Below are 26,193 nucleotides of genomic sequence, written 5' to 3' on the forward strand. Positions count from 1 at the left end.
GCCCCGTCCCCCGACGGGTTTGCGCGCGGCCTGCCAGCGCGAGGCGCGGGCTGATCGGACACGTCCGCTCGCCCGGTCAGCACCGGGACGACACGATCACGGCGAAACGTAGAAAACCGGAAGCGTTAGTGTCCTGTCGGCTTCGGGAGGTCGATGGCGAGTTGCTCCGCACCATCTCGGGGAGCCGCATGCCAGGTCAGGTCGCACGGCAGAACCACGGCCACACGGTCGTTCGTGACCTCCCACAGGAAGCGGGCGACATGGTCGGTGCCGCGGTCCGTACGCGGGCGGCTCGGCCGATCCCACCCAGGCCGTGCCCGCCGACTTCCCGCTGGCAGCCAACCCGCGCCGCGAAGGCTCGCCCCGCTCTCCCCGTCCTGCGTGTAGGTGATCGCACGCCGGTACCCCGCCGCCTTCGCCGTTCGCCACGCGGCCCCGTACAGCAGCGAGCACGCGTTCGGCGTCCCGTCCGTCGCCACCCGCGTCACCTCGACCGTCGCCCCGTCGTCGAACTTCCGCGCCACCGGCCGCCCGACGATCGCCACCCCCACCAAGACGCCCCGGCCAGTAGCGGCGCCGAGAGAGAACCGGTGGCCTTGCGGTGCCGCATGATGCCGGTGGTGAGCGTCGACGAACGCACACGCCAGCGAGAACGGCACCGCGATCACCGACAGACGGTCCGCAGCCGCCACCGTCACAGCCCGGCAAGGAAGCCGGCCAGCGAGTCGGCGTAGGAGCGCGGGTCGGGAACGTCCTTCAGGACGGTCAATGCCTTCTCCTGAGGGCGGCGGGCCGACGGCGCCGTCGAGTCGAGTTCGCCGGCGAGGGCCGCGTCGATCTCGACGCCGGCACCGTCCAGCGGGATCTCCTCCCGCTCCTCATCGTCGTCCTTCTCCTCCTTGCCGTCGCCGAGAGGCAGGGTGACCCCGGCGGCCTGGAGGACGTCGACGAGATGCTGGAACGCCTCGCGCAGACGCCGCTGGTTCAGGCCCGACAGCACCCGGCCCGCCTTGACCTCGCGACCCGCGGAGAGGTGGCTCTTGACGACGGCCGCGGCCGCGTCGAGCATCCCCGGGAGCGGCGACGCCTCCCCGAGCGCGTCCTGGCCGTCGACCGGCACGGTGGCGACGGTGATCCGCACCCGCACGACCTCGCCGATCTCGACCTGCCCGTTCGAGCCGACGGCGTAATACACCTCGTAGGACTCCGGGGCGCGCATACCGGCCTGGAAGCGCGTCACCAGGACGTGGTCATCCCACGTCCCGTTGATCTCCAAGTACGTCCACACCGAGGCGCCGCCGCCGTCATCATCGCCCCCCGGGGAGGGGTCCAGGAAGAACTCCTCCAGAGCACCGCGCAGCACGTCGCGGCGCTCCTCCCACGAGCCCATCGGCGCGCCCTCGCCGCCACCGGACGGGGAGGAGGCGAGAGGGAAGGCCTTGCTCCCCGAGGTGGCCGCATCCCCCTCTCCCGTCTCGACGGGCTCGCCCGGGCCGTCGGGCAGGTCGCCGGTGAACGGCACATCGACCCGGTCGTCGCCGTGCACCGCGGCGACGAAGTCGAACTCGACCGGCTCAGGCGGCCGGTGCACGGTCAGCGCCGGGTCGAACTCCTCGGCCTCACCGAGATAGGTGAGGGTCATGTGCGGCGTGTACCCGTGGTTGCGCGGCCACTGCACTCCGGCGGCGTCCAGGGCGTCGACGACGCGGCGCCGCAACTCCTCCAGGTCGGGGGAGTCGACGAGCGCGACCGCCACGTCCTCCTCGCCCGTCTCGGAGTTGAAGCGGGCGATCCCGGAGATCTGGGCGCGGATCGGCCCGGCGGCCGCGAGCTCCTCGGCGAGTTGCTCGACGAGGTCGGCGTCGATCTCCGACGCCTTCCCCAGATAGGCGACCGTCACGTGCAGGTCTTCGGGATCGAGGCCGTCCGGGACGGCGAGCCGCTGCGCCACCTCCGACGGCGGATACAGCGCCAGCATCACCGACCCGGAGTAGTCCGGCGCCGCCGCCTTCACCGACAGAGTCCCCGACAGGCTGTTCGCGCCGAACAACACCGGAGACACCTCCACCAGCATGACCTCGGAAATCCGCTGGACTCCCGACCGGTCCTTGCGGGCCTTGCCGGGCGGCACCGCATACCCGATCGAGTACTCGGCCTCCGCCGTCGCCGAGTAGAACTTGACGTCCTGGTAGGCCCGGCGGCCCTCCGCAGTGGCGAGGTTGAACTGGATGAGGACGCGCAGCGCCCCGGCCTCGGCCGGCCACGGCAGACCGTCCTTGGTGTGCGTCGGCAACCGCGGGTCGCCCGGCATCAGCTCCTCGATCTCCAGGACCTTGCCGACCGGCTCCTTCAGGTTGTGGTGGGAGACGACCTTCGGCCGCATCTTCTTCAGCGTCTTGGTGAACGCGCCCGGCTCGATGATGTCGTTGTCGAGGTCGACGACTCCCGTCACCGACACGATCGCCTCGACGACGCCCTCTTCCGGCTGCCCGGCCGCCGGCATAGCGGGCGACGTCATGCTCTTGCGCTCCAGAACAGCGACCATCTCGGCCCCAGCCCCCTAAGTCCCCGTGAGGTCCGGGCCACCCGGACCGCCCGCCTCGAAACGTAGGAAAGGCGGCCGCCTAACGTCCCTGCCTGCGCCTCGGGCAGGAACGCGAGAGGCCTCCGCACATGAGTGCGGAGGCCTCAAACTGGGAGAGGAGCGGTCTTACTCGACGGCGCCGATGACCCCCGGCCCGCCGAGCCGCGGCGCGTCCCCGCTCACCTGGCGGACGTCGGTGAGTGCGACCAGCCCGGCGAGGATCGACGCCGGGTCTCCTGCCCTCACCTTGTGGAGACCGGTGCGGACCTGCACGTCGCTGCCTTCAGCGAGTTCGAGGAGGAGACGGACGCGGTCGCTTCCGGTCACGGTGCCGTCGTCGTCGACCTGCACCCGGTAGGCGATCTGGCTGTCGTCTTCGTCACCGGGCGAGTACCCGAACACCTGGAACACCTTCACTCGCCGCCTTCCGGGACGTCGTCGTGGTCAACCGCACCCTCAGGCAGCGGCGTGATCGAGCGGTAGCCGCGCAGCCACAGCATCCGCATCGTCTTCTGCTCGCTCCTACGGTAAGGGCACTTCTCGACGGGCACGCTCTGGCGGGCCGCGAGGACGCCCAGCGCCTTCGCCAGTCGCTGCCCTGATTCCGGATGCACGCTCACAGTCCGAACTCCCTACCGTTGCCACCGGCGCCGATGTTCTCGGCGGCCCGGATGTCAGCCTCCCGGCCCAGCATCATTGCCCTCCACTCCGTTGCCGTCATCCTCGGATGGACGTCCTGCCAGTACCGCTTCAGCTCCTCCGACGCGTACAGGCGGGCACGCGAGGCCGGACCGGAGAACAGGCTACGCGGGTCGATCCCGGCCGCCCGGCCCTCCGGCGACAGCAGGTTCCCGCGCGTCACCGCCTCGGCGTCGACGTACTGCTCGTCCACGAACTCGGCGTACAGGCGGCGCACCGCGGCGTCGGCGGACTCGCCCGTCATCTGCTGCGAGCGGACCGCGGCCCGGCGCTCCTCCCGCTCCATCTGCTCCGGGCTGATGTCGTTCACCTCGGCGTAGGCGTCGCGCCACTGCCAACCCTGGGCGACGAGGCCGTCGATCGCTCGGTCCTGGTCGGTCAGCTCGACCTCGTCGAACGACCACTGCTCGCGCTCCGGGCCGCCGTCCGGTTCGGCGCCCTGGCCGCCGTCGGGGTTCCAGCCGGCCAACGCCCCGTCGTTCTCGCGCTGCTCCATCTCGTTCAGCAGACGGTCGATCAGCCCGTCGTACTCCGGGTAGTTCTGAATCGCGGCGAACAGCTCGTCGTTCGACAGGCTCGACAGCTCCACACCGGCGAGCGGCTCCCCGTCCTGGTCCGGGATGTTGTCGGTCGCGACCTCGCGCGCCGACGACCGGTCGCCGTCGCGGCCCAGCAGCGCTAGCGTCCCCAGCACCCACGCCTCCAGCCGCTCATCGGTGTAGGGGCGGCCAGAAACGATGCCTTCCCACGCCGTGGTGAACGCCTCGTAGGCGACGCCCCCGTAGTCACGGCCGGTGTACGGGAACGGGAACTCGTCCGCCCGGACGGTTCCGGCGCCCTCGTAGTCGACGGGGTCCTCCAGGACCCGCGAGCCGATCGCGCCGGTGGATGTCCTCGACCACAGCATCGCCGATTCCGCCGAGACCAGACCGGGCACGGCGTATTCCATGGCGTGGCCGAGTTCGTGGACCGAGATGTGCTCGAACGGCGCGGACTGCGGGTAGGTGCCCGGCACCCTGCTGTGGGCCTGCCCAAGCGAGAACAGGTTGAATGCCCGCTGGAAATAGCTGTCGGGCGCATCGCTTTGGATCGCGATGTAAGGGCCAGCGGCGGCCGCCCACTCCAGCCACATGTCCGGGTACCAGTTCGTCGCGGCCTCCAGCCCCGCGACCACCTCGGGGTCCGACACCGGGTCGAAGTCGAGCGGGACACCGCCGAACCCGTCGGGGCGGACCTCGCGCAGCAGCTCCATGGTCAGTTCCCGCCGCGCGGCTGTGAAGGCAACGCTGGCTTCCAGGAACTCGACCATCCGCTGCTCCAGCTCCTCCTTGATCTCCGGGTCGTCGGCTCCGCCGTTCGCGGCCCGGTATTCGAGCGCCCGCTGACGCAGCGGCGCCACCCGCCGGAAGGCCTCCAGCATGGCCAGCCGCTGCTCGGCCCTGTCAACGGTGTCCAGCCGGTCTTCCAGCACGCGCTGAAGGTCACGACCGGCGGCCATGACGACTTCGTGATTGGCCATGGTGCGCGCACCTGGCCCGCCGTCCTCGGCGACGTCGTCGATCCACACCGTCCGGGTGGTCCAGCGCGGTGCGGCCCCGGAGTCCAGTTCCTCCATGGTCGGCGTCTCGAAGCTGGACCGGATGACTTGGCGGCGGCCGAAGTTCGCGCCGTCGTCCGGCAGCAACGCCCGGTACTCGCCTATCCGGTCCGGCAGCACCCACGTTGACGGCTCCTCGACCTGTCCCACCTGTCCCGGTGCCGGGTCGTCGATCGTGTAGGTGCCAGCGCGTGCCTGGGCGAGGAACCGGGCGGGCCCGGTCAGGTTCCGGCGCGCCGGGTTGTCCAGCGCCGCCCCCACCAGCCGGTACGCCGCGTCCTCTCGCGTCTCGCCTTCAAGAGGCTCGTTCTCCAGCATGGCGGTGTGGAGGTCGGTCAGGACCCGGGCCGCGAGGTTCGCCGCCATCTCGCGCAGCGGCTCCGAAAGCGCGGCGACGTCGCCCTGGTCGGGCGCCAGACCGGCGATGGAGTGGGTGACGCTGTCGACGAACTTCGCCTGGTAGCCGCCCAGGTCCTCGTCGAGGACGATGCGTTCGCTGTCTGCCAGCACCTCATCCAGCGTCATGCCCGCCGCGATCATCTCCAGGATTCGGATGCCGTAGTCCTCCTCCATCTCCGCCAGCGACTGGTCGAGGTAGCCGCGGTACTGGTCGACGTCGAAGTCCTCGATGCGCTGAGCCCGCACCCGGGCACGGGCGGACGGACTGCCCGCCACCATCCGGTCGGCCTGCGGGCCGGAGGCGTCGACGAGCACCGGCGTGGCCGTCCCGTCGTCCTGCCGCACGGTCACCACGTACTGGTCGTCAACGGGCTCGCCATCGACCAGCAGGGGCCGCACCCCGGTGACGGTGCCGCGCACCGTCTCCCCGTCCAGGGTCGGCACGGCGGCCTCGTCCATCGGCCGCAGCTCACCGGCTGGCACCGGCTCCCAGTCCGGTTCCGGCTCGGGCACGGGCTCGTCGGCGGGTGGGTCGGGCAGCAGGTAGGTGTCGGTGTCGCGGGTCATCAGCCGCGTCTCGCGGCGTCCGTCCTCCCGTTCGACCTCGACCTCCACCAGACGCCCGCCCATCACCGACCTGACCCCGTGCACGCGAAGAACGGCCGCGCCGCCCGATCCGTCCGGCACTGCGATGGTGTCGCCCGGCCCCAGGTTCGCCGGGCGGGTCTTCTCGGCCCGGTCCCGGCCCGGCGCCGCGGGCGGCTCCGGCAGGCCTTGGAGTTCCGCGCCGAGCGCACCGATCCGATCGGCCATCCGCGCCAGCGCCCGCTGACGGACCGGCTTGATCCCCTCCCCGGTCGAGGCGGTCCGCACCGCTTCGGCGAGCGCGGCCGCGTCCTGCCCAGACAGGGCCTGGCGATCCCGAAGCCGCCGCGCAGCACGCGCCACCACCGGGTCGGCCGAACCCTCCAGGCCGAGTTCCACCAGGGCGCGCCGCTGGTAGGTGTACAGGGCCGGACGGCCGGTGCGGGTACCGGTCGGGTAGTCGGTGTTGCGAGGCCGCGCAGCACGCCGTGCCCGCCGCCGCGGCGGTGCCGCGTCAGGGGCCGGCGAAGGCTCGGGTGCGGGCGGCGCCGCGTCGGGGTCGGCGGCGTCGACCGGCAGGACTCCGCCTGTCTCGTCGACGTCGACGAGCCGCGTCAACAGCTCGCCCCGGTCCATCACGACCGTCTCGACGCTCCCGTCGGGCCGCTGCACATCCAGCTCGATCGCATCGCCTCCACCAGGCTGGGGGTTGCTGGCGACCGTGACCGGTTCGGAGTCCCCGGGCAGCAGCACCCGGTCGCCCGCGCGCAGCTTCCGGGCGGTCGCCTCCCGCGCCTGCCACGGCTCCACCCGGGGCGGATCCGGAAGCCGCACGACATCGGCGTCGGCGTCGAACCCGACCGGTGTCCGCTGGTCGTCGTCGCCGCGGACCACCGCGGTGACCATCGGCCCGGAGGTGTCGACCTCCTCGACGGTCCCGTCGGTGAGGCCGCCGTTCCCATCGGGAACCATCACCTGGTCGCCGCCGCGCAGGTCCGCCGCGGGCACCGGGCCCGGCGGCCGCGCCTCGCGCTCGTATCCGGCGAGCATGTCGGCGACGTCCTGGTGCGAGCGTCCGCGCGCCTCGGGGGAGTCGTCCCCGTCGACCTCCCACCAGTCGCGGCCGCCGCTTTCGGCCTGCTCCCACCTGCGCACCACGGTGCGGCCCGCCACGGTGCGCGTCTCGTCCCGCCGCATCATCCGCAGGTCGATGCCGAACCGGCCCGCCCTCTCCTGCGGCGTCCCGGCGTCGTCGGGCACCCGCTCGGGCGCCGGGCGTTCCGGCCGCGGCCGCGCGTTCGCGATCCGCGAGTCGATCAGCCGCTGCGTGTCGGCCCGGTCCCGCTCCTCCCGGCTCGGCCGGTCCAACTGGGCGACCGCGTCGGGGTCGCCGGCCAGATAGTCGGCGACGAATCGCCGGCTGCGTGCCAGGTCCGGCGGGACGTCGACGCCGTCGATCTCCCACACGTCGTAGGACGCGACGGCGGCCGACCGCTGGCGGCGAGGCTGCATCGGCTGGCGCAGCCGCCTGCGGACCTGCCGGCCCGCGATCGTCGCGCTGGCGTTGCGCGGCATCGCCTCCAGGTCCCGCATGATCTGCCGCCGGTCGGCGCCGCCCGACTCGGGTTCGAACGGCGGCCCGGGCGGCTCCTCGCCGCCGCCCCCTCCGCCGTCGCTGCCGCCTGCCTGCTGGGTCGGCTCCTCGCCGCCCGAATCCTCGCCGTCCCCGCCGTTGCGGCGGTCGATGAGCGCCTGGACGACGTCGTCGAGCGTGGCCTCGGGCGGGAAGGTCTGCGACCGTTCCCCGTCGAACTCGTAGTACCAGCCGTGGCGCTCGCGCCGGATCGTGCCGAACGGACGCTCCCCCCACGCGGGGTTGTCGGGCTGGTACACCTCGGTGCCGCCGCGCCCGTCCGGCCTGAGGTCGAGCGGGGCGGGAATCTGGGCGGGGTCGCGGCCGTCCCACATCAGGCCGTCCTCGCGCAGCAGGTCCACCGCGGGCTCCGTGCCGATCTCCTCCTGCGTGGCGGCCCTGCCCCGCCGGTCGGAGTACACGACGTAGCCGGGCCCGTCGTCCGCCGGGCGGCCGTTCCATTCGCCGCGCCTGTCCACCCACATCCGGTCCATGCCGGATGCGCGCTGCCGGTCGGCGTTCGCCCGGTTCGCGGCCGCGGCCCGCCTCCGCGCCTCCCCGCGAGCCGCAGCGAACACCTCCCGCCGCTGGTACCCGGCAAGGCCCCGCTCGTCGGCCCACGCCTGCTGCGCTGCCTCGTGCCGCTCCGTCGCCGCCTGCCGGTCGGCCTCCTGGGCGCGCGCCCGATCCCGGGCGGCTGTGCGCGCGTCGGAGATCTCCGCCGACGGGCGCTGCCGGCCGCCCCGGGACCCGATCGCTGCCCGCCGCGGGCTTCCGTCCCCGCCGATGCGCCGACCGCCCTTGAGCGCCCTCATCTGCGCCTGGACTTCACGGATCCGATCCCCCAGCGCGGGGGCGTCCCAGTCGAACGGCTGCCCGTTTGTGCCCTTCACCTCGCCCAAACCGTTGGCGAACTCCAGCGCGTCCCGCTTCGACCGGTGCTGGCCACCGGAGTCCAGACGGCGGCCGCTCCCGGCGTGCCACACCATCCACCCTGACCGGAGCTTCCCGACCAGGAACCGGCCGTCCTCCGACAGGGTCAGCTCGCTCGCGCTGCGCTCACGCAGCCCCATGTCGGCCGCGCCCGCACCGGGCGCATCCGGCGTCGTCCGCAAGTGCTCCAGCGCCTCTTCCACAGAGGAGAACCGGCGGCCCGAGTCGGGAGTGTCCGGCAGCGCCCGCGCGACCTCGCGATCGGCTGCCGCCTCCTGTCCGCCTCCGCTGTCCGCCGCCTCCTGCCGCCTGTCTTCGCTGGCACGCCTGACCTGGACGTTCGCACTGCCGAGCACCTGCATGCCGACGACGGGACCTTCTCGGCCGTCATCGCTGCGCCACCGCCCGCCGTTCAGGTAGACGGGTGCCATGCCGCTCTCGCTGCGCAGCCCGTTCTCCTCCACGACGCCGGACACGGTCACCGTGCCGCCGGCGTGTTCGAGGTAGTGGCGCATCTCGACGATCTCGTCGCCCGGGCGGAGCAGCCACGCCGACGTCGATTCCGTCTCCGCCACGCCAGGGTCGGGAGAGTTCTGCGGCGCCGCGGCGGCATCCGGCCCGTCCGAAGGTTCGGGCTCGGGTGCAGCGGGAGGTTCACGCCCGTCGACGGCGCGCTGCATCGCCTCGCTGAACGTCTCCCCGTACTTCGACCGCCAGGTCTGCCGGAGTTCTTGCAGGTCCGGCGTGTTTAGCGGGAACGGGACGCCGTCGGCGTCCACGACCTCGGTCTCCACCCGATCCGCGATGGCCAGGGCGCGCTTGCGGCTGCTCAGATGCCTGGCGACCACGAAACCGCTCAGGTCGCACACGTCCCACGTCTTGGTGTTGCGGTTCTGGACGAGCGCGAGCCGCCCGCCCGGCGACAACTCGACCTTCGCGGCCCGGTTGACGTGCGACCGCAGCGCCTCGTGGTGCGACACCTGCATGCGGTCAGGGACCCCCGGCAACACTTCCGGCAGGTTGTAGCCCCAGTAGTCGATGAGGCTGGCATGATCACGGACGTCCTCGATGCCCAGCTCGGGAATCGGATCGGCCTCGGGAAGCGCAGACGTGCCCGGGATGCTCCCCGCGGCCCGGGCGGACTCGACCGCCAGACGGACGTTCCGGCGGGCGTTGCCCGCGCGGTAGGTCTCGCCGTCGCGGGGAACGTTGAGGCCGCCGACGTTGACCGACCACCGGTGCTCACCGGACGGGAACGCCCTGATCTCCGCCTCCCAGCCCTCCCCGCTGGCGCGCAGCACCCCGTCCTCGTCCTCGACCCACGCCACATCCTCGGTGGGCTCGCCAGCCTGACCGGCGTCGGGACCGTCCTCCTCGTCATCCAGGACGTCGAGGATGTCCATCGTCCCGACAGTGTCGGGCTCGATGAACAGGCCGCCTTGGGTGCCGTCGCCGCCGCGGCCGCGGCCCTGCTGGGCGCGCCCGGCGTTCGACGTCCGCGACACCGGCTGCTCGGCGTCCACTCTCACCACGGCCGTGCCGGTGTAGGCGCCGGACCTGCCGCCCGCCGACCATTCCATGCCGGGCCGGGCCGACACGTCGGCCTGCCCCATCATGTCGACCTCGGGCGCCCGGTCCAGGACGGCGCGGATGGTGACCGGCTCCTCCCCCTCGGGAGGGTTCGCGCCGACGCGCTCGCCGGCCGGGAGGCGAGATGCCGGGATGGTGAAGGTGACGCGGTCGCCCGCCCGGGCGTCACCGATCTCGATCTGCTCGCCGTCGGCAGAGGCCTCCGGCTCGACTTCCGGCGACGGCGCGGACTCCGGTGCCGCGGCCTGCGCAACGGCAGGCTCTTCAGGTGCCTCCGGTGCAGCGGCCGACTCGTCTCGGCGACCGGGCTGAGCCGCGGTGTTCTCGCGGCGGCCGACGCCTACGGCCAGGTCCCACTCGTTCCAGCGAAACTCTCGGGTCCGTCCGGCGACCGAGTCGTCGTACTCGATGCTGAGGACGCCGATGACGGGATCGCGGTTGACGGCCGTCACCCGGACGGGGCGGCCCCACTCCTGGTTCACAGTGCGGCCGCGCGACTGGACCCGGTTGTAGGGGAGAGAGACGGTGTCGCCGACGCGCAGCTCGGATGGCTCTGTCCAGGCGAAGCCCGCGGGCAGCGGCGGCTGCTCGATCAGCGGGGAGCGCTCGGCGAGCAGCGCGTCGGCGGCGCCCTGCGCGGTCGTGTACCGCTGCCGCATCCGGCGGCCGCTGCCGCGGATCGCGTAGAAGCCCCCTCGGGGAGCCTCTTCGACCTCGCCGACCTTCCACCCGTTCGGGTCGTCCGGCGTGGTCGCGTAGACCGCCCAGCCGTCGACGCCGATTCCGTTGTAGGAGCGCGTGCGAAGGGACGCCCTAAGGTCCTGAGCGGCGGGAAGGGTGGGGGAGCGGCGCAGCCCCGCACCCGCCGCCGTCTCGCTCGCGCCCGCGCCTTCCTCGGCGTCGGAGCCGTCGTCCAGGCGGGTGACGGCATCGTCGGAGTCGATGAACACGTCGACGTGGCGGCCGTTGTCGTCCACGATAAGCCGTCGCATCGGCCGCTTGGGAGTGCCGCGCATGAGGTCGTCGACCTGAACGACGACACCTTCGAAGTCCCGGCGGCCGCCCACGGCGCTTTCGCCGCTTCCACGGACACGGTCGCCGGCCGCCACCTCGGTGACGCGGATGTGGTCGGGCTCGCCCGGATCGAGCGACGGGTCGAGAAGCTCGGCCTCCTCCTCTTCCGGCTCAGCCGCGCGCCGCCCGCGCCCGGAACGGCCCGGCGCGGTCGCTTCGGCACGGGGCCGGCGCGCGGGCGGCTTGGCGACCTCGGCGGGCTCGTCGGCCTGGTCGGCCGTCGGGGTTCCGCCGCCGGGACGGCTGGTGACGGTCACGTAGCGGCGGTGCGCTGCGACGAGCTTGCCGTCGCTGCGCCGCACGAGGATGCGCCCGTTGCGGTCCTGCCCCTCGACCGTGCCCCTCCCGCCGCCCCACAGGATGACGGTCGCGCCCGTCTCGATGAACCGGCCGCGTGCGTCACGCGGGTGCAGGTCGGTGCGGAACCGGCGGGCGGCCTTCTGCTGGAGGTCGGGCGGTAGTGGCCCGGCGAATTCAGTCGTGAACCTGTGGTGGCTGTGATGGTTGGGCACCGTGCGGGCTCCCCCCGAGACGTCCGGCGAAACGGGGCGGAGCTTCGCAAAAGCCCCCCGCTAACGTCCCGTCCGGCCGCCTACATCCCGCCGCACACAGGCACACCACCTAACCCGCATGTCCCAAACACGATATGATTCTGATGTTCAGGAACGGTCACACGTGGCGGATGCCTGCGAAGACCTACCGTCGAACCCCACCAGAAAACCGGCCACCACCAGCAGGAACACCAGCCGCTATGGAAGTTCTGATATCAAAACTTCCCACGGCGGTGCCGGATAAGCCGCTTCGCCCCAGCTCGCAGCCACTAACCCCCATCGTCGGGCAAGATCCCGTGCCCTGACCTACGAAAGGCGCCCCCATGGCCCTCCCCGAGTTCACGCCCGAACAGCGCACCGCCGCCCTCAACAAGGCCCGCGAAGTCCGCCTGGCCCGCAGCGCCGTCCGCGCCCGCCTCAAGACCGGCGAACTCACCTTCGCCGACTTCCTCGACCACGCCGACGCCCAGCGCATCCCTGTCCTCACCGCGCTCAAGGCACTGCCCGGCATCGGCGACGTTAAGGCCCAGAAGATCCTCGAAGCGGCTGGAATCACCCTCGACCGCCGCCGCGTGGGCGGCCTCAGCAAGGCCGCACGCCAGAGGCTGCTCGACGAACTGCCCGCCCCGAAGACCGACGCCTGACCTCCCAGCAGGCCCCCACTTCCGCCGGGGACCGGCACACCACCGGCCCCGGCCCCCTTCTCCCCGAAAAGGCACGATGTCCACCCTCACCATCACCCGCGGCCTGCCCGGAGCAGGGAAGGCCAAGTGGGCTCACCGCTGGCGCTCGAAGGCCCCCGAGTCACGCGCCGTCCTGGAAACCGACCGGATCCGCCGGATCTTCAAGGGCGTCCTCCCCGCCGTGGGCATGTTGAACCACGGCCCGGAACCGACCGTCCTGGCCACCCGCGACAAGATCTGCGCCCTCCTGCTCGGCAAGGGCCTCGACGTCATCGTGGTCGACACCCATCTACCGTTCAAAGACGTCCGGCACCTGGCCACGCTCGCTACCCGCTCTGGCTCAGGATTCGCCGTCCGGGACTTCACCGGCGTGTCCCTGAGCCAGTGCATCCGACGCGACGAGCACCGCGAGCGGCCCGTCGGCGTCAAGGAACTCACCCGGATGTGGCACCGGCTCACCCACGGCGGCGGACTGCCCGACGACATCGGCGCCGCCCGGCCCGCACCCGAGCCCTACATGCCCCTGCCGGGCGCGCCGAAGGCGGCACTGGTCGACATCGACGGGACCGTCGCCCTGCGCAACGGGCGCAACCCCTACGACTGGTCCCGCGTCCGCGAAGACCTCCCCAACCAGCCCGTCATCGACACCGTCGACGCCCTCCACCGCGCCGGCCACCACATCGTGTTCTTGTCCGGCCGCAGCGAGGTGTGCCGCGCCGACACCTCCGCGTGGCTCCTCGCCAACATCCCCTCCGTCTTCGAGCATCCCGCGAACTGCACGCTCCTCATGCGCCCTGCCGCCGACCACCGGCCCGACGTCGACGTCAAGCTCCACCTGTTCGAGGAGCACGTCCGCCGCTGGTACAGCGTCACCGCCGTCCTGGACGACCGCCAGCAGGTCGTCGACATGTGGCGCAGCCTCGGCCTGACCGTTCTGCAGGTCGCTCCGGGGGACTTCTGATGCCCGCCCCGAGCCCCTTCACCGTCAAGTTCGGTTTCGTGTCGGCCCAGCAGGCATGCGCCCAGGCCGACACCGCCCTGCTGTGCCTGCGCCGGGGAGAGCGCGAGGTCGCCCACCTGTGCTTCGAGTGGGCGGCCGAATCCTTTGTGCTCGGGGAAGTCCTCGCCCGCTGGGCGCAGACCGTCGTGCTGAACCTGGAGGACCGGCGGGACGAAGGCCTCGACGCGATCACCTTCTACGGTGCGCCCGTGACCGACCCCGAACGCGAAGAGGTCGTCGACGGCTGGGTCGTCGACTTCCTCAACGATGCCGTCCGGGGCGAAGACCTCCCTGGCCAGCGTGCCAGCTACGTCTCCAACGCCTCCTCTGGAAACTTGAGCCGCGTCTTCCGGGACTTCGAGATCATCTTGCTCGAAAACCTCCCCGAGGACGGCTACAGGCTTCCGCCGCTGCCCGAATAAGGAAGAGCCGAAGGGCCCGCCGCACTGCACCGCGGCGGGCCCTTCTTTCATGCTCAGGCGTAGGTGACGGCGGCGTTCTTCGTGACCGCGCCCGCGTCCGTCGTCACCACGACCGCGACCGCGCCGGCCGCGTGCGCCGGGAACGTGGCAGTGGCCTCCTCGGTGCCGACGACCGTCACCCCGGTGGCGTTGGTGCCGCCGACGTTGATGGTCATGCCCTTGGTGAACCTCTTGCCGCGCACCGTGAACGTGCCGCCGCCGGCCACCACGGCCGTCGCCGGGGTGATGCTGAGGATCTCCGCCGCAGGGAAGGCGGCGTCCCACGCCGACGTGCGGATGTAGGTGTTCTTCGCGAACATCAGGGACCGGCGCGTCTCGGGGAACTTCGGGCCCGTCCCGTCCCAGAACTCCTCAACCCACACGTCTTCGACGACCTTCAGCAGCGGGTCGGTGTCGACGACAGGGTCCGTCACCACGGTTACGTCGGTCTTCTTGAGCTGGACACCGTTGCTGCCCCGGTACAGATGCATGCACACCCCCGCGTGCTGGGAGCCCGCAGGATCGGGCTCGACGGCGCCGATGCTCACATCCTGGTTCGCCTAACGTCCCACGAGCGCGGTGTCGGCGACGCCGCCGCGCAAGCTCCGCGCCTGGGCGATCAGCGCGGCGACCACGTCGCGCGGCGGATGCCCGTCCCCGCACGGCAGGCTGCCGTCGTCCACCAGCGGCACGATGGACGTCGCCGGGCGGGGCTCGACGGTGAAGTGCCACACCCACCGGCGGCCCTCGCCGCCGGGCCGCGCGGTCACCCTCCACACCCGCGCCCCGTCGACGGCGACCACGACCCCGTCGGACACCTCGCCCGTCCAGTCCTCTCCGCTCGCGGTGTCGATCTCCACGACCGCCCAGCCCGCCCGGGCCAGCCCGGCGGCGAGTTCGGCGACATCGCGCGCCGCCCACGCCCGCACGGTGTCCCGGGCGGCCTCCAAAAGCGCATGAGAGCCGCCGACGTCGATGTGCATGATCGTCCAAGGGGGAAGGGCCCGAAAGCCGCCAGAAGGGGAGAAGGGGGAAGTGCCGGGGGTTAGCGGTCGGCGCCGCGCCGGGCCGCGCCGAGCACGGCGAACGCCGCCTCAGGCAGCGAGTCGAGCAGCGCGGCCGCAGCGTCGCGGATCTCCGAAGAGATCGTATCGACGTCCGCGCCGCCGCGATCGCCCCTGGTGATGACCGCCGTCACCTCCCGGGCAGAGGCCGCGGCCGACCGCTCGACGTAGCCGAGCGCCGCCGCCACCGCTGCCGGCGACAGCGACGCCGCCTTCAGGACGGGCATGACCGCCGCCGCGGCTTCGGCCTCCCACCGGACCGGATCCACGATCGCCGACGCGTCCAGCGCCTGGTCGCCGACGGACGTGTCAACCGGGACGCCCTCGCGCGGCGTCCAGTGCCGGGTGTGCTTGCGGCCCTTCGGCGACCGCAGCCGCGCCAGGGACCGCTGCACCATCCGCTCCATCGACCCTGCCAGAGCACCGGCCACCGCGACCTCCAGCCCGCCCTCGCCGCCGCCCGCGGCCGCCAGCGCCTTCACCTCCGGCGGATCGGCCTCGACGTCCTCGCGGATGATCCGGACCCGCAGCATCTTCGTCTCACCGTCCGGCACCTCCACCTCCTCCACATCGGCGTCGGCCTCGACATCGACGACCGGCAGACCGCCGCCCTCACCGTCTCCGCCTTCCTCCAGAGCGGCGTCACCACCCCCCTCGACGGCGGGTTCCTCCTCCTCGACGGGCGCGCCCATGCCGAGCGCTTCGGCGTCCTCCTCCCGCGTCGGGATCGGCGTGCGCCCCGCGGGCAGGTACAGCGCCCGGGTGTGCGGCAGATCCAGCACCGGCAGGCCCGCTTCCTCCCGGTATTCGTCGATCGTGCGCAGGCCCGCGGCGACCTCCTCGCGCGCCTCCTGGCGGCGCAGCAGCTTCGGCCGCTCCAGCACCGTGATCCCGGACGTGTCGAACTCCCAGTCCAGCCCGTCATCCTCGACCAGGCCGTCCAGGATGCCGCCGTTGTGCGGCCGCATCGTCAGCGTCCAGAAGTTGTGCAACTCCAGCTCAGCATTGTCCCAGGTCCGATTCGCGGCATTTCCAAGGACGGATTCGGCGACGCCGAACGCGGCAAGGATCTTCTCCTTCGTCGACGTCGCCATCTCGCCGTACGCCATGTCGCGCGGCGTCGTCGCCGTATCCACATAGGACAGGCTCCCGGTGACGACGGTCGTCTTGCCCGCCTCATACGGGCCGGGCCCGAACCGCTCGACGACCCGCTCGATCGACGCCGGGTCGGCATCCTTGTCGAGCGACAGGACACCGCCTGGCCGCCCGTCGTTCTTCATGAACGTCGCGTTGTACAAGTCCGCGAAGTAATCCAGCTCGATCGACAGGCCCGCCGCCTCCAGCGGGGTGGTGCCGGCGAACGGGTCGATCGGGTGCGGGTCGCGCAGCCACTTCACCCGCTCGGGATCCAGGTAGGCGTAGGAGCCGTCCGCACGCGTCACCCGGAAGCACTTGATCAGCTCGGCGCCGGTGCCCGGGATGATCTCGGTGCGGCCCGGCGGCAGCAGGTCGATCCGAACCGGTGTGCCCGCACGCGACCGCGTCACCTCGATGAACACGCCCCGCTTGGACAGCAGGAACTGCGCCGACAACCTCTTACGGAAGATCAGCGCCGATTCCAGAGGATTCGACTGCACGTTCAGCAGATGCGCCCACGGGTGGTCCTTGACCTCGTCGGCGCCGTCCATCGCCCGGAACGGAAGGCCGGCCTGGTGCTGCCCGATCGTGTTGATCGCCTTGAATGTCCACACGACCCGCTCGTAGCCCTCGGTGACGGCCCGCTCCAGCGGCCACTCTTTCGCCCGCCCGCCGGTGTAGAGGCCTCCGCCGACGGCCGCGAGCGCCGCGTAGTACGCCCCGTACAAGTCCTTCGTTTCGAGGTCCGGCGAAGGCTCCGCGGGCATCGGCCGGGCCTTGCGCCGAAGCGACGGCAGAAACTGCACTGTCGATCCCCGCTCAGTCCGCGAACGCCATGACGGCGCCGACGACGGCGAGCCCGAGCCCGCAGAAGATCGCGCCGGCCTCGGTGCTGATCTCGAAAAGCGTCGTGGCGACGATGCTGCCCCCCAGGATCATCAGGCCGACGGCCGCGAGGTCGCGCCATCGCCGTCCTGTGTCATGGGCGGGCACGCGCTCGCCGCCGTGATCTGCGTGGGTCTTCACCGGCTCGCCTCCATCGGGTGGGGATCGAGCCGGAAGACTAGGAGCGGGCCGCGGCTACCGTCTCGCGGCGGCCTGCTGGCGAGCCGCGACGACCTCGGCGGTGTTGCAGCCGAGCGCGAAGCAGTCGTGGCCCCGGTGCTTGCGCTTGGCCCGGGAGCCGTCGGCGCGGCCGCCGATCAGGTGGGTGTTGTCCCGGGGCGCGTCGCACGGCCCGTCGAACGCCGCCGAGTACTCCAGGCGGCAGTGCTTGCAGTACACGCCGGTGACCTCGACGAACGTTCCGGCCGTGTAGACCGACCCCGTGCGGTTCGCCTGCTGGATCAAGTCGTGGCTCGCGGGGATCTGCGCAGCGAGCAGCCATTCGTGGTCCGCGATGGGACTGGTGGTGGTGGAGGAGGTCAAAGCCCGGTGCCCAACTTCCGTGAGGCGGCCCGTCGCGCCCCCCTCATGGGCGCGTGCGGCCGCAGCCTGGCGACGGCCACCCCGTTCGTCCTGCTACCCGTTGCCACCCTGCCGCTGCACCACCATGCAGGGGGACGCGAGACGAAAACCGGAACGACCAGTCGAATCACACTTGCATTGAGTCCGCTTACAGTAAACCCATCCCGGGGGTATCGGAAGCACCGCAAACCCCTACAGCGTGGCGATTTCGCGCACTCGTCACGCTGCGCACGCCTCACACGATGAGGGTCGGACGCTTCTGGAGCGGCTCAGGCTCGTACACCAGGAGGCACACCGCGTCGCCCCGGTCGGGCGAAGGCACCCCGCGGGCCTTCATCGAGTCCTTGGACTCGACCACGATGAAGCCGCCGGAGTTTGTCGAGTACCGGGGCGTCCGGAGCTGGGCGAGCGCCTTGGTGTCGACGCGCAGCCTCAGGCCTTGGGGAGCTGCCGGCGCCAGCAGCGAGCGGACCGCGAGCCACATCTCATCGCGCTTGCGGTACGGCCTCATCGTCTGCGAGTCCGGCTCGTGCCCGGGGGACTCCGACACCATCACCTTCACCACCTCGAACGACACACCCCAGCGGGCGGGCCCCGCCTTGTCGGTCCTCACCAGTTCCTTCAGGATGCTGACCACGCCCCAGCCGACGCCGTTCGCATCGACCTTCACCCGGATCACCGCCCGGGTGCCCAGGGCGTGCGCCAGCGCACGCGCTTTCTTCATCTCCTCCCACACGGCCTTCGCCACGTCCGTCGCTTCCGCGTTCGCCGACCCGGACGCGATGTGCTGGATCGTCACGAGGTCGCCGACGGAACGTGCGATGACGAGTTCGTCGCCGCCGTCGGCCGCGACGTCGACGCCGAGCCGCACCCACGCGCCCCGCTTCACCATCCACGCTTCGTCCTCGCCCGCCAGCCCGAGGTCGCACAGCCGCACCCACCCGGGCCCTTCGGGCTCGACGGCCTGGGCGGCGGCGTCCACCCACGCCGACGGCAGGATCTGGAGGGAGCCGCCCTTGGGGAACTCCGCGTGCACCTTCGCGATGACGTACGGCGCCTTCTCCCCGTGGTCGCGGATCGCCCCCGCGATCCACTTCGGGTCCACCAGGTGCTTCGACAGCGGGTGCGGCTCCCCGCTCGCGCAGTCCGTGCACATCTGGGTGGCCTCGCCAGTGACGCTGGGGGAGTCCGTCGCCGCGATCCTCACCAGCACCGTGTCGGGCTCGTCGTCCTTCAGCCCGTCCGCGCACAGCTCCTCGAACCAGGTGTCTTCCTCGTCGGCGGCGGGGTTGCCGATCGCCAGCATCCGCGCGTCGCCGGTCAGCAGGTTGCGCGTCGAGCGGCCGACCAGCTTGCCGATACCGCCGGCCTCGTCGACGACCAGGAGGAGCGCCGCGGCGTGGATGCCCTGCATCGCGGCCTCGTCGTGCTCCGGCGCGGAGAACCCGTAGGCCACGACCGTCTCGACGCCGTTGGCGTCGGGCATCTTCCACTGCGTTGTATCGCAATCACCCGGCAGGCCGGCGCGTGCGTGGACCTTGCGAATATGCGGCCAGAGCTGGTGACGGACCTGCCGGAACCGGGTCGCCGTCGTCACCGTCAACGCCGTCCCCACCGGCCGGACACAGCAGAACCACGTCGCCGCCCGCGCCGCCAGGTGCGTCTTGCCGAGACCGAACCCGGCAGGGACGGCGATCCGCGAGTACTGGGGGATCGCCGCGAGCACGTCGCGCTGCTTGGACCACATCGTTTCGCCCAGCACCAGCGTCACGAACCCCACCGGGTCGTCGACCCACAGGTGGTAGACGGTTCCGTGCTTCTCCCACGACACGGCGAGGATCTCCGCCAACGCGTCCGCGGGGATCTCCGCGATGGTCGCCCGCCGCAGCGCCGGCCGCATCGACATCAGGTCGTCCAGCATCCGGGCAGCCAGCAGCGAGCGGGCCGCCGCCCGCTTCGATGTCGCCGTCCGCACGGCCGCCGCAACCTCGCTCACAGGAAGTGCGGCGGGTGCGGCGAGTTCAGACGGGCCAGCACGTCAACGCCCAGGACGACCGCTACGGCGGCGTCGACCACGACACCGCCGGAAGCGAAAGGCATCCCCTCCGCTGGAAGCGGCCTCACCCTGTCCGGACGCTCCGGCACCGGCAGCGCCGCGGCGCCCCGTCCCCAGGAAGGGTCCAGCTCCCACCTCTGCCCGTTCCGGTCCCACATGAGCATCCCGGCCGCGATCCGGTCGGCGAGGTCGTTGAGGTCGGCCAGGCCGAACCGCTCGACGTCGTCCTCCCCGGGGTACCGGCCGGTCCACCGCTGCCCCCAGCCGGCATCGGCGTCTCCGTGCGCGCAGGCGATCCGCTGAAGACCGCACTCGGTACAGCGAGCCACCGCGCAGCCGTCGATGTGGGGCGTGCGGGGGAGAGCCCGGCAGCCGCCGCAAGGGGGAAGATCGCTCATGCCGCGCATTGTGCGAGGCCACACCGCTTTGCGTCCCGGGGTCGGAACGCCGAACGGCCCGGACGCCTCCAATGGGAGAGTCCGGGCCGCTCCTGGCCGTCATGCCCCTGCGCGGACCCGCGGCCACTTGGGCAGGTCGATGGTCCAGGTGTCACTCATGGGGGGCAGCCTCCGGCGCGAGGACGGTCACGGTCAGGCACTGGGCGGCGAACTGCTCCACCAAATCCGCGAGGTGCTGCTTGCGCTCCAGCGGGGAGAACTCGGCCCAGCGATCGTCCAAGTCGAACGACAGGCTACCGCCGGGGGCCTTCGCGAGGTCGAGGGAGACGCGGGCACGCTCGCGGACCGGCCCGGGTTCGTTCATCACCCACAGGTAGGAGATGCCGGGGTCGCGCCACGTGCCGTCCTCACCGAGCACGAAGCGCTCGTCGACGACCGCCTCGTCGTGGTGGTGGAAGTCCTCGCACTCGTCGCACACGTTGTCGTGCACCAGCAGGAGGGTGCCGGGCGCGAACGGCTCTCCGCCGCTTTCGACGTACTCCTCGACGACCTCGCCGATCGCGGGGCCGTCGATGCTCCTGTAGTCCTTGAAGCAGTACTCGTGGTCGAACGTCACGAGGTGCCGGTACGCGACGTAGCCGGGCCGGTCGGGACGCGGCTCGGCAGGGGTGAGGGCCCGGAGGACTCCGCACATGGTCAGCTCCCGGAGGCGGTCGGAGCGGGCGGGACGGCGGCGAGTGCGGAGACGGTTCTGATGACCGCGCCGCCCGGGGCGATCGCCAGGACGCGGGCGTCGAGGCCGAACCGGCGGGCCTGGACGGCGGCGAATGTGGTGGCGGCGGCCTTGCTGCGGAAGGGCCGCCGGTCCTCCGGGTGCGGGTGGCCGTCGGCGGTCAGGCCGGGCCGCAGGGAGTGGACGCGGTAAGGGGCGTGGCCGGTCGGCGGGGTCTCGTCCAGGGGGCGGGTGGGCACGGGGTGCGCCAGCGCGAGGATCTCCGGCTCGGGCTCGGCGGTGAGCGCGGCCCCGTCCCAGTACTCGGCGAGCAGCCGCTGCGCGTCGCCGGTGGCGACGTCGACGGAGTAGACGGCGGTGAAGCTGCCCCCGGCCGAGCGGACGACCGCGTACTCGACGGCGGGGGCCAGGCTGCTGAACGGCTCGTCGTGCTCCGCGCAGTCGTGGCCATCGGGGTCCTCGATGCGGCATTCGGCGATGTTGACGAGGTAGGGCTCATGGGGGGTGTTCATGATCCAATCCTACCAGAGATTCCATTTCTAGAAAGACGGAAACTACTATTCAGATTCCAGAAACAGAAAGTGCCCCTTCACCGGGACTACAGGGTAATGACTGTTACCCTGTAGTCCACGCGATCTTGATCACGAAAGGCCCTGCTCCATGCCCCAGCGCCACCCCCGCGCGCCCGACCGCCGCGTCGCACCCACCCCGACGCCCCGCATCTGCGAGGCTGCCCGGTGATGACTCCCGACATCCCCGAACCCGCCCTGGAAGGCCGCGTCGTCCCCCGCCCCGGCGAACCAGGCGACACACCCGTACTCATCGCGCCCACCGTGCCCGTGCGCGGCCCCGCACCCATCCGCGGCCGCACCCCAGCAGACCTCTCGGCGCCCCTGGCGCAGCTCCTGTTGAGGCACGGCGCCAGCGCGGGCATGCTGGAGGCGACCGCCGCCTGGCTCGGCTCAGAGCGCCGCACCAGCCCCTCCACCCAGCGCGACTACATGATCGACGTCGCCTGGTGGGTGACCTACCTCGCCGGTCGCGGCACCACCGCGGCGGCCGCCCGCCCGGTCCACGCCGACCAGTACGCCGCGGCGATGCGTGAAGCGACCCTGTCGCCGTCGACCAGGGCGCGCCGACTGGCGGCCGCCTCCTCCTGGTACACCTACCTCGTGCGCGCCGACCAAGCGGCCGTCAACCCGTTCGCCGGCATGGACCGACCCGCCGTCCCGCAGACGTCGACGACGCGCTCCCTGTCCAAGGAGCAGCTCGGTACCCTGCTCGCCTACGCGCGCGCCCACGAAAGCGCCCGCACCCATGCCCTGCTCGTCACCATCGTGGTCACCGGCTGCCGCGTCGGCGGCATCATCGGCGCCGACCTGAAGGGCTACGGCCACGACGCCGGCCATGAAGTCCTCGACCTGCCGGTGAAGGGCCCTGCCGGAGCCATGCGGCGCATGGTCCTGCCGCCGGTCGGCGTCGAGGCCCTCGACCGGTACTTGGAGACCGAGCGCGGCTACGGCCGCGGCCCGCTGTTTCCCACCCGAACCGGCAACCGCCTCGACGAGCCCGCCATCTGGCGCCTGCTGCGCCGCGTCGCCAAGGCCGCCCAGATCCCCATCGCCGACCACATCAAGCCGCACTCCCTGCGCCACACCATCGTGACCGTCCTACGTGACGACGGTGTCAACAAGGGCGACGTCCAGGAGTTCATGGGCCACTCCGATGCCCGCACCACCGATCGCTACGACGGCCACCTGGGCGACCTCGACCGCACGCTCGCCTACAAGCTCAACACGCTGCTGACCGACCTGCAGAACGGAACGACCTGATGAGCACCCAGACCCCCGACGCCCGCGTCTGCGCCTACTGCCGCGCTCCGCTGCCCCCGCACACCGGGACGGGCCGCCCCTCCAAGTACTGCTCCACCGATCACCAGAGCGCGGCCAAGAAGGAACGGTTGCAGGCCCGCGCAGACCAGGACGCGTCGGCCGACAACGCCGCCCAGACCGCCGCCGTCCTGGACACCGTCAGGGCCGAAGCCGCGCCAGCGGCCCAGCTCGCGACCGAGGCCGCCGACAAGTTGACCGCCGCGGCGGCAGCGATCGTCGCGGGTTTGGAGACCACCGCGCAGAACGCCGTCGACTCCGCGAACGACGCACACCGCCGCACCCAGGCCGCCGAGGCCGCTGCGCAGTCCGCCGAGGAGGCCGCGAAGGCGGCGCGGGCCGAGGCAAGGGTCGCCCGAGAGCGTGCCGACGACATCGTCGCGAGCGCAAAAGAAGCCGAGCGCCGCGCGAACCAGCGTTGGGCGGACGCCGACCGCATCATCGACGACGCCGAGGAAGCGCGGCAGAAGCTCGCCGACACCGTCGCCGCCAAGACCCAGGCCGAGCAGATGGCGGCCGCGGCCGTGCGCGGCCAGGCCGAAGCCGAAAGGCGAGAAGCCGAAGCCGCGGCCGCCCTCGCCGCCGCCCGCAGCGACAACAGCACCCTGCTCAATCAACTCGCCGCCAAGGACCAGGCGATCGCGGCCGTGAACACCGAAGGCGACGAGCTGCGCCGCGCCCTGTCCGCCGCGCAGGACCGCGCGCTCGACGTCGAACGCGAACTCGCCGCCGTGCGGGCCGCCGCCGAGCAGGACAAGGCCCGGGCTGAAGGCCTGCTGCGCGAAGCGGCGGCGAAGACCGCCGCGGCCGAGGAGCGGGCCGCCGAAGCGCAGCAGGCGGCCGACACCGCGGGCCGAGAGACACGCGAGGCCATGGCGCAGATGCGTGCCGAACTGCTCCAGGCGATCACCGAGGCGGGCCCGGAACGCACGAAGCCCGCCGGCGCGCGAGAGGCGCCGGCGGGCCAGGCCCCGGGACAGATGGGGATCGACGAGGCGTGAAAGGCGGTCAGGAGCGTTTGGCCCGGCGGGCCTTCGGCTTGGCTTCGGCGAGGGGCCAGCCGATTCGGTGCCAGGGCAGGGCCGGCGGCTTGTCAGCGGCCTGGATCCGGTAGACGGTCGCGCGTGTGCTGGTGCCGTCGGGGCCGAGCATGCCGAGCCACTTCGCCCACGTCGACGGCGCAACGGGCTCGTCCGTCTGGAACTGGTCTCGGCAGGCATACCAGTAGAACCAGTTCCGGGCCTCGATCGCGCGGTCGTACGCCGCTTCGGCCTCCTTGAAGTACGCCCAGGCGATCGGCGCTTCGGCCCGGGTGTCGCCTTCCCAGAAGGACATCGAGGCGGGCCGGTAGGGCGCGATGTTCCGGTTCCAATAGTTCAGGTTCAGCCCGAAGCCCATCCTCACCAGTTCGGCGATGCGCAGGCCGTCCCGGTCGAAGGCCGTGATGATGACGTGCAGCATGTGGTTGCGCGCCCACGACATGCCCCACCGCCGGTGGTCGACGACGGCGGCGAGGTCCTGGGCGACGTGCTCGGGCGAGCTGCTCGCGTCGTCGAGGATGACGGAGAGCTGGTTGTCGTAGGCGATCTGGGCGCGCGGCCCCGCGACGCCCGCTTCGTCGAGCATCGTGGCAACCAGCTCGCGGGCGGCTTCTGCGATCTGGTCGGGCAGTGCGCTCAGGTCGATGCCTTCGCTCATCGGAATCGCTCCTTGTCTAAGCCCCCTTCACGCTGGGGCGTACGGGCCAGGTGGGCAGGAGCCAGCAGCCCCCGCCCACCGAATGCCCAAATCTGAATGAAGAAATCATATCAGGTTTGGTCACTGTCTCCAAAGCCCTCGTGCCCGTAACCGGCGGGCAGGTCGTTCGACCGGCAGCCGAACGGCGAGCCCTTGTGGCGCAACTCGTCCAGGACGCCGTCGGGCATGCCGGAAACAGGCAGCATGAAACACACTCCGAACAGGGGGAAGACGAGGAGGGGCCCGGGCCGCCGTGCGGCCCGGGAGGACCGTCAAGCGGCGGAGCGGAGCAGGCCCGGCGTGCCGAATGCCTCCACGATCACGGCGAGGGTCGCGCCGTGCAGAGCCGACCGGCGGACGGGCGAGGAACGCAGGATGCGGCGGCCGTCGGCGGCGGCGGTCACCTCGAAGCGGCCGCGCCGGACGGCGGCGGCGACGATGACGGCGCGGTGCGCGCCGTCATCGCTGTCGGGCAGCGTCCACATGACGGCGGGGCGGCCGTCGTCGGTGGCGCAGGGCAGCGGCCTGATCGAGCGGGTGCGGTAGATGGTGAGCACGGGCACCGCCGCGAGGATGTGGAAGGGTGCCCGCCAATCCCGCAGCGGGACGATCTCTTGTGGCTGGGCATGGCGCGCCAGCGCGTACGTACGCAAAGGTGTTCTCCTGTCCGCCCGAGTGTCTCAAACCCGAACATAGGAATCATATCGCCTTTGCGACAAGCGGGCATGGGGGAAACATGCCCTGACCAGCGCGGATACACCCCCAGTAGGGCTATGAGGCGAGGCGGCGCACCAGAGGCCTCAGCCGCGGCAGCTCCTCCGCCGGCAGCGGGAGCCCCGCGGCCGCGGCCAACAGCCGCAGGTTCACCGACGCGCACAGCGGCGACGGCCGCCACCCGCCGAGCGCCGGAGACATGAATCCCTCCGGCTCCACCGGCACGTCGCACAGCCAGTTCACCGGCAGGCCCCGGTCCGACGACCGCGGCACCGTGTACTGCTCCAGGAAGTCCGGCTCCCCATCGAAGGACCTCCGGCCGAACGGCGCAGGCACCTCGAACAACTTCGCCTCGTGGTCGCGCTCATCCCGGCCCACCACCCACCACAACAGCGGCACCTCGTACCGGCCGAGGCCGGCCTGTCGGCTCACCCGCGGCGCGACCTCGCGCACGTACTTGGTGAACGCCTCGCGCGGGCTGTCGCCGGTCTCGCGATAAGAGCCGCCTTCCACCATCCACGCCAGCGTGAGCCGGGTCCGCATGAACCGGCGCCCCGGAGGCTGCGCAGCCTGGAAATCCCACAGGCCACGGGCTGACGGACGGGAGGGGAGCGGAGCGGTCACGGGGGGCACCTCGCTAGGCAGGGGAGTTCAAGGCGCCCACCGTGGACCACAGTACGCTCTAAAGGCAACTGGGCGAGATCTTCCCGGAGCGGTGGGGCAGGCCGAGGCGGGCCGCGACGGCACGAGCGCCCTCCGCGCCGCGCCGCTGGTGCTCCTCCAGCACCCCGCGGACGAACCGGGTCCGCTCGACGACGTCGGGGTTGGACACCGCAGAGACCGAACGCGGCGTCTTCACGGCGTCGAGCCAGCGCCAGATCGACCGCGACGTCACGTCCAAGCGCCGCGCCGCGACCTCCACATCGAGGCCGTTGATGAGCACCAGCGATAGCGCCCGGAGACGGATCTCAGACGCCTCCTCCTCGCGCTCGGCCCGGTCGATGGCCCGCCCCTCCATTTCGGTGAACGGAGGCTCCTCGATCAGCCCGGCCTCGTAGGCAGCCCGCTGGGCCAGTACCCAGCCGATCGCGCTCACCCCGTCGTGGCCAGGCACCGCAGTGCGGTCACCGACGGCGACGGCAACGGCGACCACCGAGACGTACACGGCGGGGGAAACACCGCCCCCTCGGAGTGGCCTCCATCTTGTGA

24 protein-coding genes are annotated in these 26,193 nt (G+C 71.8%); 5 read left to right on the forward strand and 19 right to left on the reverse strand.

The genetic code is table 11. The annotated features are described in order from the left end of the window. Positions 1–125 precede the first annotated feature (125 nt). From ACYVOM_RS33610 to ACYVOM_RS33630, 5 genes are all read right to left on the reverse strand, one after another. Positions 126–698 carry an XF1762 family protein gene (locus tag ACYVOM_RS33610; protein WP_460307609.1) on the reverse strand — a complete coding sequence of 191 codons (573 nt, stop codon included), beginning with the start codon at positions 696–698 and terminating at the stop codon, positions 126–128. After that, positions 695–2,545, reverse strand: a complete 1,851-nt coding sequence (locus ACYVOM_RS33615; RefSeq protein WP_460307610.1) for a 2'-5' RNA ligase family protein — start codon at positions 2,543–2,545, stop codon at positions 695–697. The genes ACYVOM_RS33610 and ACYVOM_RS33615 overlap by 4 nt, the downstream gene beginning before the upstream one ends. Before the next feature lie 165 nt (positions 2,546–2,710). Beyond that, complete coding sequence (locus ACYVOM_RS33620; RefSeq protein ID WP_460307611.1) at positions 2,711–3,001, reverse strand: hypothetical protein; 291 nt, start codon at positions 2,999–3,001, stop codon at positions 2,711–2,713. Beyond that, the gene (locus ACYVOM_RS33625; protein WP_460307612.1) at positions 2,998–3,204 is read right to left on the reverse strand and encodes a ribosome modulation factor; all 207 of its coding nucleotides are present in this window, start codon (positions 3,202–3,204) and stop codon (positions 2,998–3,000) included. Before ACYVOM_RS33625 ends, ACYVOM_RS33620 begins: the two co-directional genes overlap by 4 nt. After that, positions 3,201–11,606 (reverse strand): hypothetical protein, encoded by an 8,406-nt coding sequence (locus tag ACYVOM_RS33630; protein ID WP_460307613.1) that lies wholly within the window; start codon positions 11,604–11,606, stop codon positions 3,201–3,203. Before ACYVOM_RS33630 ends, ACYVOM_RS33625 begins: the two co-directional genes overlap by 4 nt. 362 nt (positions 11,607–11,968) lie before the next feature. On the opposite strand from ACYVOM_RS33630, the gene mihF reads away from it, so the two are divergent. The 3 genes from mihF to ACYVOM_RS33645 all read left to right on the forward strand — a co-directional run bounded on the left by mihF (position 11,969) and on the right by ACYVOM_RS33645 (position 13,750). Further along, positions 11,969–12,289, forward strand: a complete 321-nt coding sequence (mihF, locus tag ACYVOM_RS33635; RefSeq protein WP_460307614.1) for an integration host factor, actinobacterial type — start codon at positions 11,969–11,971, stop codon at positions 12,287–12,289. Positions 12,290–12,365: 76 nt separating this feature from the next. Continuing rightward, positions 12,366–13,289 carry a phosphatase domain-containing protein gene (locus ACYVOM_RS33640; RefSeq protein WP_460307615.1) on the forward strand — a complete coding sequence of 308 codons (924 nt, stop codon included), beginning with the start codon at positions 12,366–12,368 and terminating at the stop codon, positions 13,287–13,289. After that, the gene (locus tag ACYVOM_RS33645) at positions 13,289–13,750 is read left to right on the forward strand and encodes a hypothetical protein (protein ID WP_460307616.1); all 462 of its coding nucleotides are present in this window, start codon (positions 13,289–13,291) and stop codon (positions 13,748–13,750) included. Before ACYVOM_RS33640 ends, ACYVOM_RS33645 begins: the two co-directional genes overlap by 1 nt. Positions 13,751–13,803: 53 nt before the next feature. Here the strand turns inward: ACYVOM_RS33645 and ACYVOM_RS33650 are convergent, their stop codons facing one another. The 9 genes from ACYVOM_RS33650 to ACYVOM_RS33690 form a co-directional block, all read right to left on the reverse strand. Further along, positions 13,804–14,337: an IPT/TIG domain-containing protein gene (locus ACYVOM_RS33650; RefSeq protein WP_460307617.1), complete on the reverse strand. Its 534-nt coding sequence runs from the start codon at positions 14,335–14,337 to the stop codon at positions 13,804–13,806. Between the two features lie 12 nt (positions 14,338–14,349). Then, on the reverse strand, positions 14,350–14,772 hold the full coding sequence (locus tag ACYVOM_RS33655; protein ID WP_460307618.1) for a hypothetical protein: 423 nt from the start codon (positions 14,770–14,772) through the stop codon (positions 14,350–14,352). Positions 14,773–14,834: 62 nt separating this feature from the next. Further along, positions 14,835–16,796, reverse strand: coding sequence for a phage portal protein (locus ACYVOM_RS33660; protein ID WP_460307619.1), 1,962 nt, complete (start codon positions 16,794–16,796; stop codon positions 14,835–14,837). Positions 16,797–16,809: 13 nt separating this feature from the next. Further along, positions 16,810–17,016: a hypothetical protein gene (locus ACYVOM_RS33665; RefSeq protein WP_460307620.1), complete on the reverse strand. Its 207-nt coding sequence runs from the start codon at positions 17,014–17,016 to the stop codon at positions 16,810–16,812. 54 nt (positions 17,017–17,070) lie between these two features. After that, the gene (locus ACYVOM_RS33670; RefSeq protein ID WP_460307621.1) at positions 17,071–17,418 is read right to left on the reverse strand and encodes a hypothetical protein; all 348 of its coding nucleotides are present in this window, start codon (positions 17,416–17,418) and stop codon (positions 17,071–17,073) included. 274 nt (positions 17,419–17,692) lie between these two features. After that, positions 17,693–19,432: a hypothetical protein gene (locus ACYVOM_RS33675; RefSeq protein ID WP_460307622.1), complete on the reverse strand. Its 1,740-nt coding sequence runs from the start codon at positions 19,430–19,432 to the stop codon at positions 17,693–17,695. A gap of 17 nt (positions 19,433–19,449) precedes the next feature. Continuing rightward, on the reverse strand, positions 19,450–19,911 hold the full coding sequence (locus tag ACYVOM_RS33680) for a hypothetical protein (RefSeq protein ID WP_460307623.1): 462 nt from the start codon (positions 19,909–19,911) through the stop codon (positions 19,450–19,452). Positions 19,912–20,062: 151 nt separating this feature from the next. Beyond that, positions 20,063–20,605 carry a hypothetical protein gene (locus tag ACYVOM_RS33685; protein ID WP_460307624.1) on the reverse strand — a complete coding sequence of 181 codons (543 nt, stop codon included), beginning with the start codon at positions 20,603–20,605 and terminating at the stop codon, positions 20,063–20,065. Positions 20,606–20,607: 2 nt separating this feature from the next. Next, a complete protein-coding gene (locus ACYVOM_RS33690; protein ID WP_460307625.1) occupies positions 20,608–21,156 on the reverse strand; it encodes a hypothetical protein in 549 nt (182 codons plus the stop codon). A 228-nt stretch (positions 21,157–21,384) separates the two neighbouring features. Between ACYVOM_RS33690 and ACYVOM_RS33695 the strand changes: the two genes are divergently transcribed. Together ACYVOM_RS33695 and ACYVOM_RS33700 are read left to right on the forward strand one after the other, a co-directional pair. Further along, the gene (locus ACYVOM_RS33695) at positions 21,385–22,476 is read left to right on the forward strand and encodes a tyrosine-type recombinase/integrase (protein WP_460307626.1); all 1,092 of its coding nucleotides are present in this window, start codon (positions 21,385–21,387) and stop codon (positions 22,474–22,476) included. Further along, positions 22,476–23,534: a hypothetical protein gene (locus ACYVOM_RS33700; protein WP_460307627.1), complete on the forward strand. Its 1,059-nt coding sequence runs from the start codon at positions 22,476–22,478 to the stop codon at positions 23,532–23,534. The genes ACYVOM_RS33695 and ACYVOM_RS33700 overlap by 1 nt, the downstream gene beginning before the upstream one ends. Positions 23,535–23,541: 7 nt before the next feature. Here ACYVOM_RS33700 and ACYVOM_RS33705 read toward each other — a convergent pair whose 3' ends face one another. The 5 genes from ACYVOM_RS33705 to ACYVOM_RS33725 all read right to left on the reverse strand — a co-directional run bounded on the left by ACYVOM_RS33705 (position 23,542) and on the right by ACYVOM_RS33725 (position 26,149). Further along, on the reverse strand, positions 23,542–24,231 hold the full coding sequence (locus ACYVOM_RS33705; protein ID WP_460307628.1) for a hypothetical protein: 690 nt from the start codon (positions 24,229–24,231) through the stop codon (positions 23,542–23,544). 110 nt (positions 24,232–24,341) lie between these two features. Beyond that, a complete protein-coding gene (locus ACYVOM_RS33710) occupies positions 24,342–24,476 on the reverse strand; it encodes a hypothetical protein (RefSeq protein ID WP_460307629.1) in 135 nt (44 codons plus the stop codon). 66 nt (positions 24,477–24,542) lie between these two features. Further along, positions 24,543–24,923 (reverse strand): hypothetical protein, encoded by a 381-nt coding sequence (locus tag ACYVOM_RS33715; protein WP_460307630.1) that lies wholly within the window; start codon positions 24,921–24,923, stop codon positions 24,543–24,545. A 118-nt stretch (positions 24,924–25,041) separates the two neighbouring features. Beyond that, complete coding sequence (locus ACYVOM_RS33720) at positions 25,042–25,527, reverse strand: hypothetical protein (protein WP_460307631.1); 486 nt, start codon at positions 25,525–25,527, stop codon at positions 25,042–25,044. A 139-nt stretch (positions 25,528–25,666) separates the two neighbouring features. Beyond that, complete coding sequence (locus ACYVOM_RS33725; protein WP_460307632.1) at positions 25,667–26,149, reverse strand: helix-turn-helix domain-containing protein; 483 nt, start codon at positions 26,147–26,149, stop codon at positions 25,667–25,669. Positions 26,150–26,193 lie beyond the last annotated feature (44 nt).

The organism is Actinocorallia aurea, from assembly GCF_054783995.1.

Excerpts from the sequence above, each read along its gene's own strand:
- ACYVOM_RS33705 (WP_460307628.1), bottom strand. The coding sequence starts at position 24,231 with ATGAGCGAAGGCATCGACCTGAGCGCACTGCCCGACCAGATCGCAGAA.
- mihF (WP_460307614.1), top strand. The coding sequence starts at position 11,969 with ATGGCCCTCCCCGAGTTCACGCCCGAACAGCGCACCGCCGCCCTCAAC.
- ACYVOM_RS33615 (WP_460307610.1), bottom strand. The coding sequence starts at position 2,545 with ATGGTCGCTGTTCTGGAGCGCAAGAGCATGACGTCGCCCGCTATGCCG.
- ACYVOM_RS33645 (WP_460307616.1), top strand. The coding sequence starts at position 13,289 with ATGCCCGCCCCGAGCCCCTTCACCGTCAAGTTCGGTTTCGTGTCGGCC.
- ACYVOM_RS33640 (WP_460307615.1), top strand. The coding sequence starts at position 12,366 with ATGTCCACCCTCACCATCACCCGCGGCCTGCCCGGAGCAGGGAAGGCC.
- ACYVOM_RS33695 (WP_460307626.1), top strand. The coding sequence starts at position 21,385 with ATGACTCCCGACATCCCCGAACCCGCCCTGGAAGGCCGCGTCGTCCCC.
- ACYVOM_RS33655 (WP_460307618.1), bottom strand. The coding sequence starts at position 14,772 with ATGCACATCGACGTCGGCGGCTCTCATGCGCTTTTGGAGGCCGCCCGG.
- ACYVOM_RS33720 (WP_460307631.1), bottom strand. The coding sequence starts at position 25,527 with ATGCGGACCCGGCTCACGCTGGCGTGGATGGTGGAAGGCGGCTCTTAT.
- ACYVOM_RS33690 (WP_460307625.1), bottom strand. The coding sequence starts at position 21,156 with ATGAACACCCCCCATGAGCCCTACCTCGTCAACATCGCCGAATGCCGC.
- ACYVOM_RS33680 (WP_460307623.1), bottom strand. The coding sequence starts at position 19,911 with ATGAGCGATCTTCCCCCTTGCGGCGGCTGCCGGGCTCTCCCCCGCACG.
- ACYVOM_RS33710 (WP_460307629.1), bottom strand. The coding sequence starts at position 24,476 with ATGCTGCCTGTTTCCGGCATGCCCGACGGCGTCCTGGACGAGTTGCGC.
- ACYVOM_RS33700 (WP_460307627.1), top strand. The coding sequence starts at position 22,476 with ATGAGCACCCAGACCCCCGACGCCCGCGTCTGCGCCTACTGCCGCGCT.
- ACYVOM_RS33685 (WP_460307624.1), bottom strand. The coding sequence starts at position 20,605 with ATGTGCGGAGTCCTCCGGGCCCTCACCCCTGCCGAGCCGCGTCCCGAC.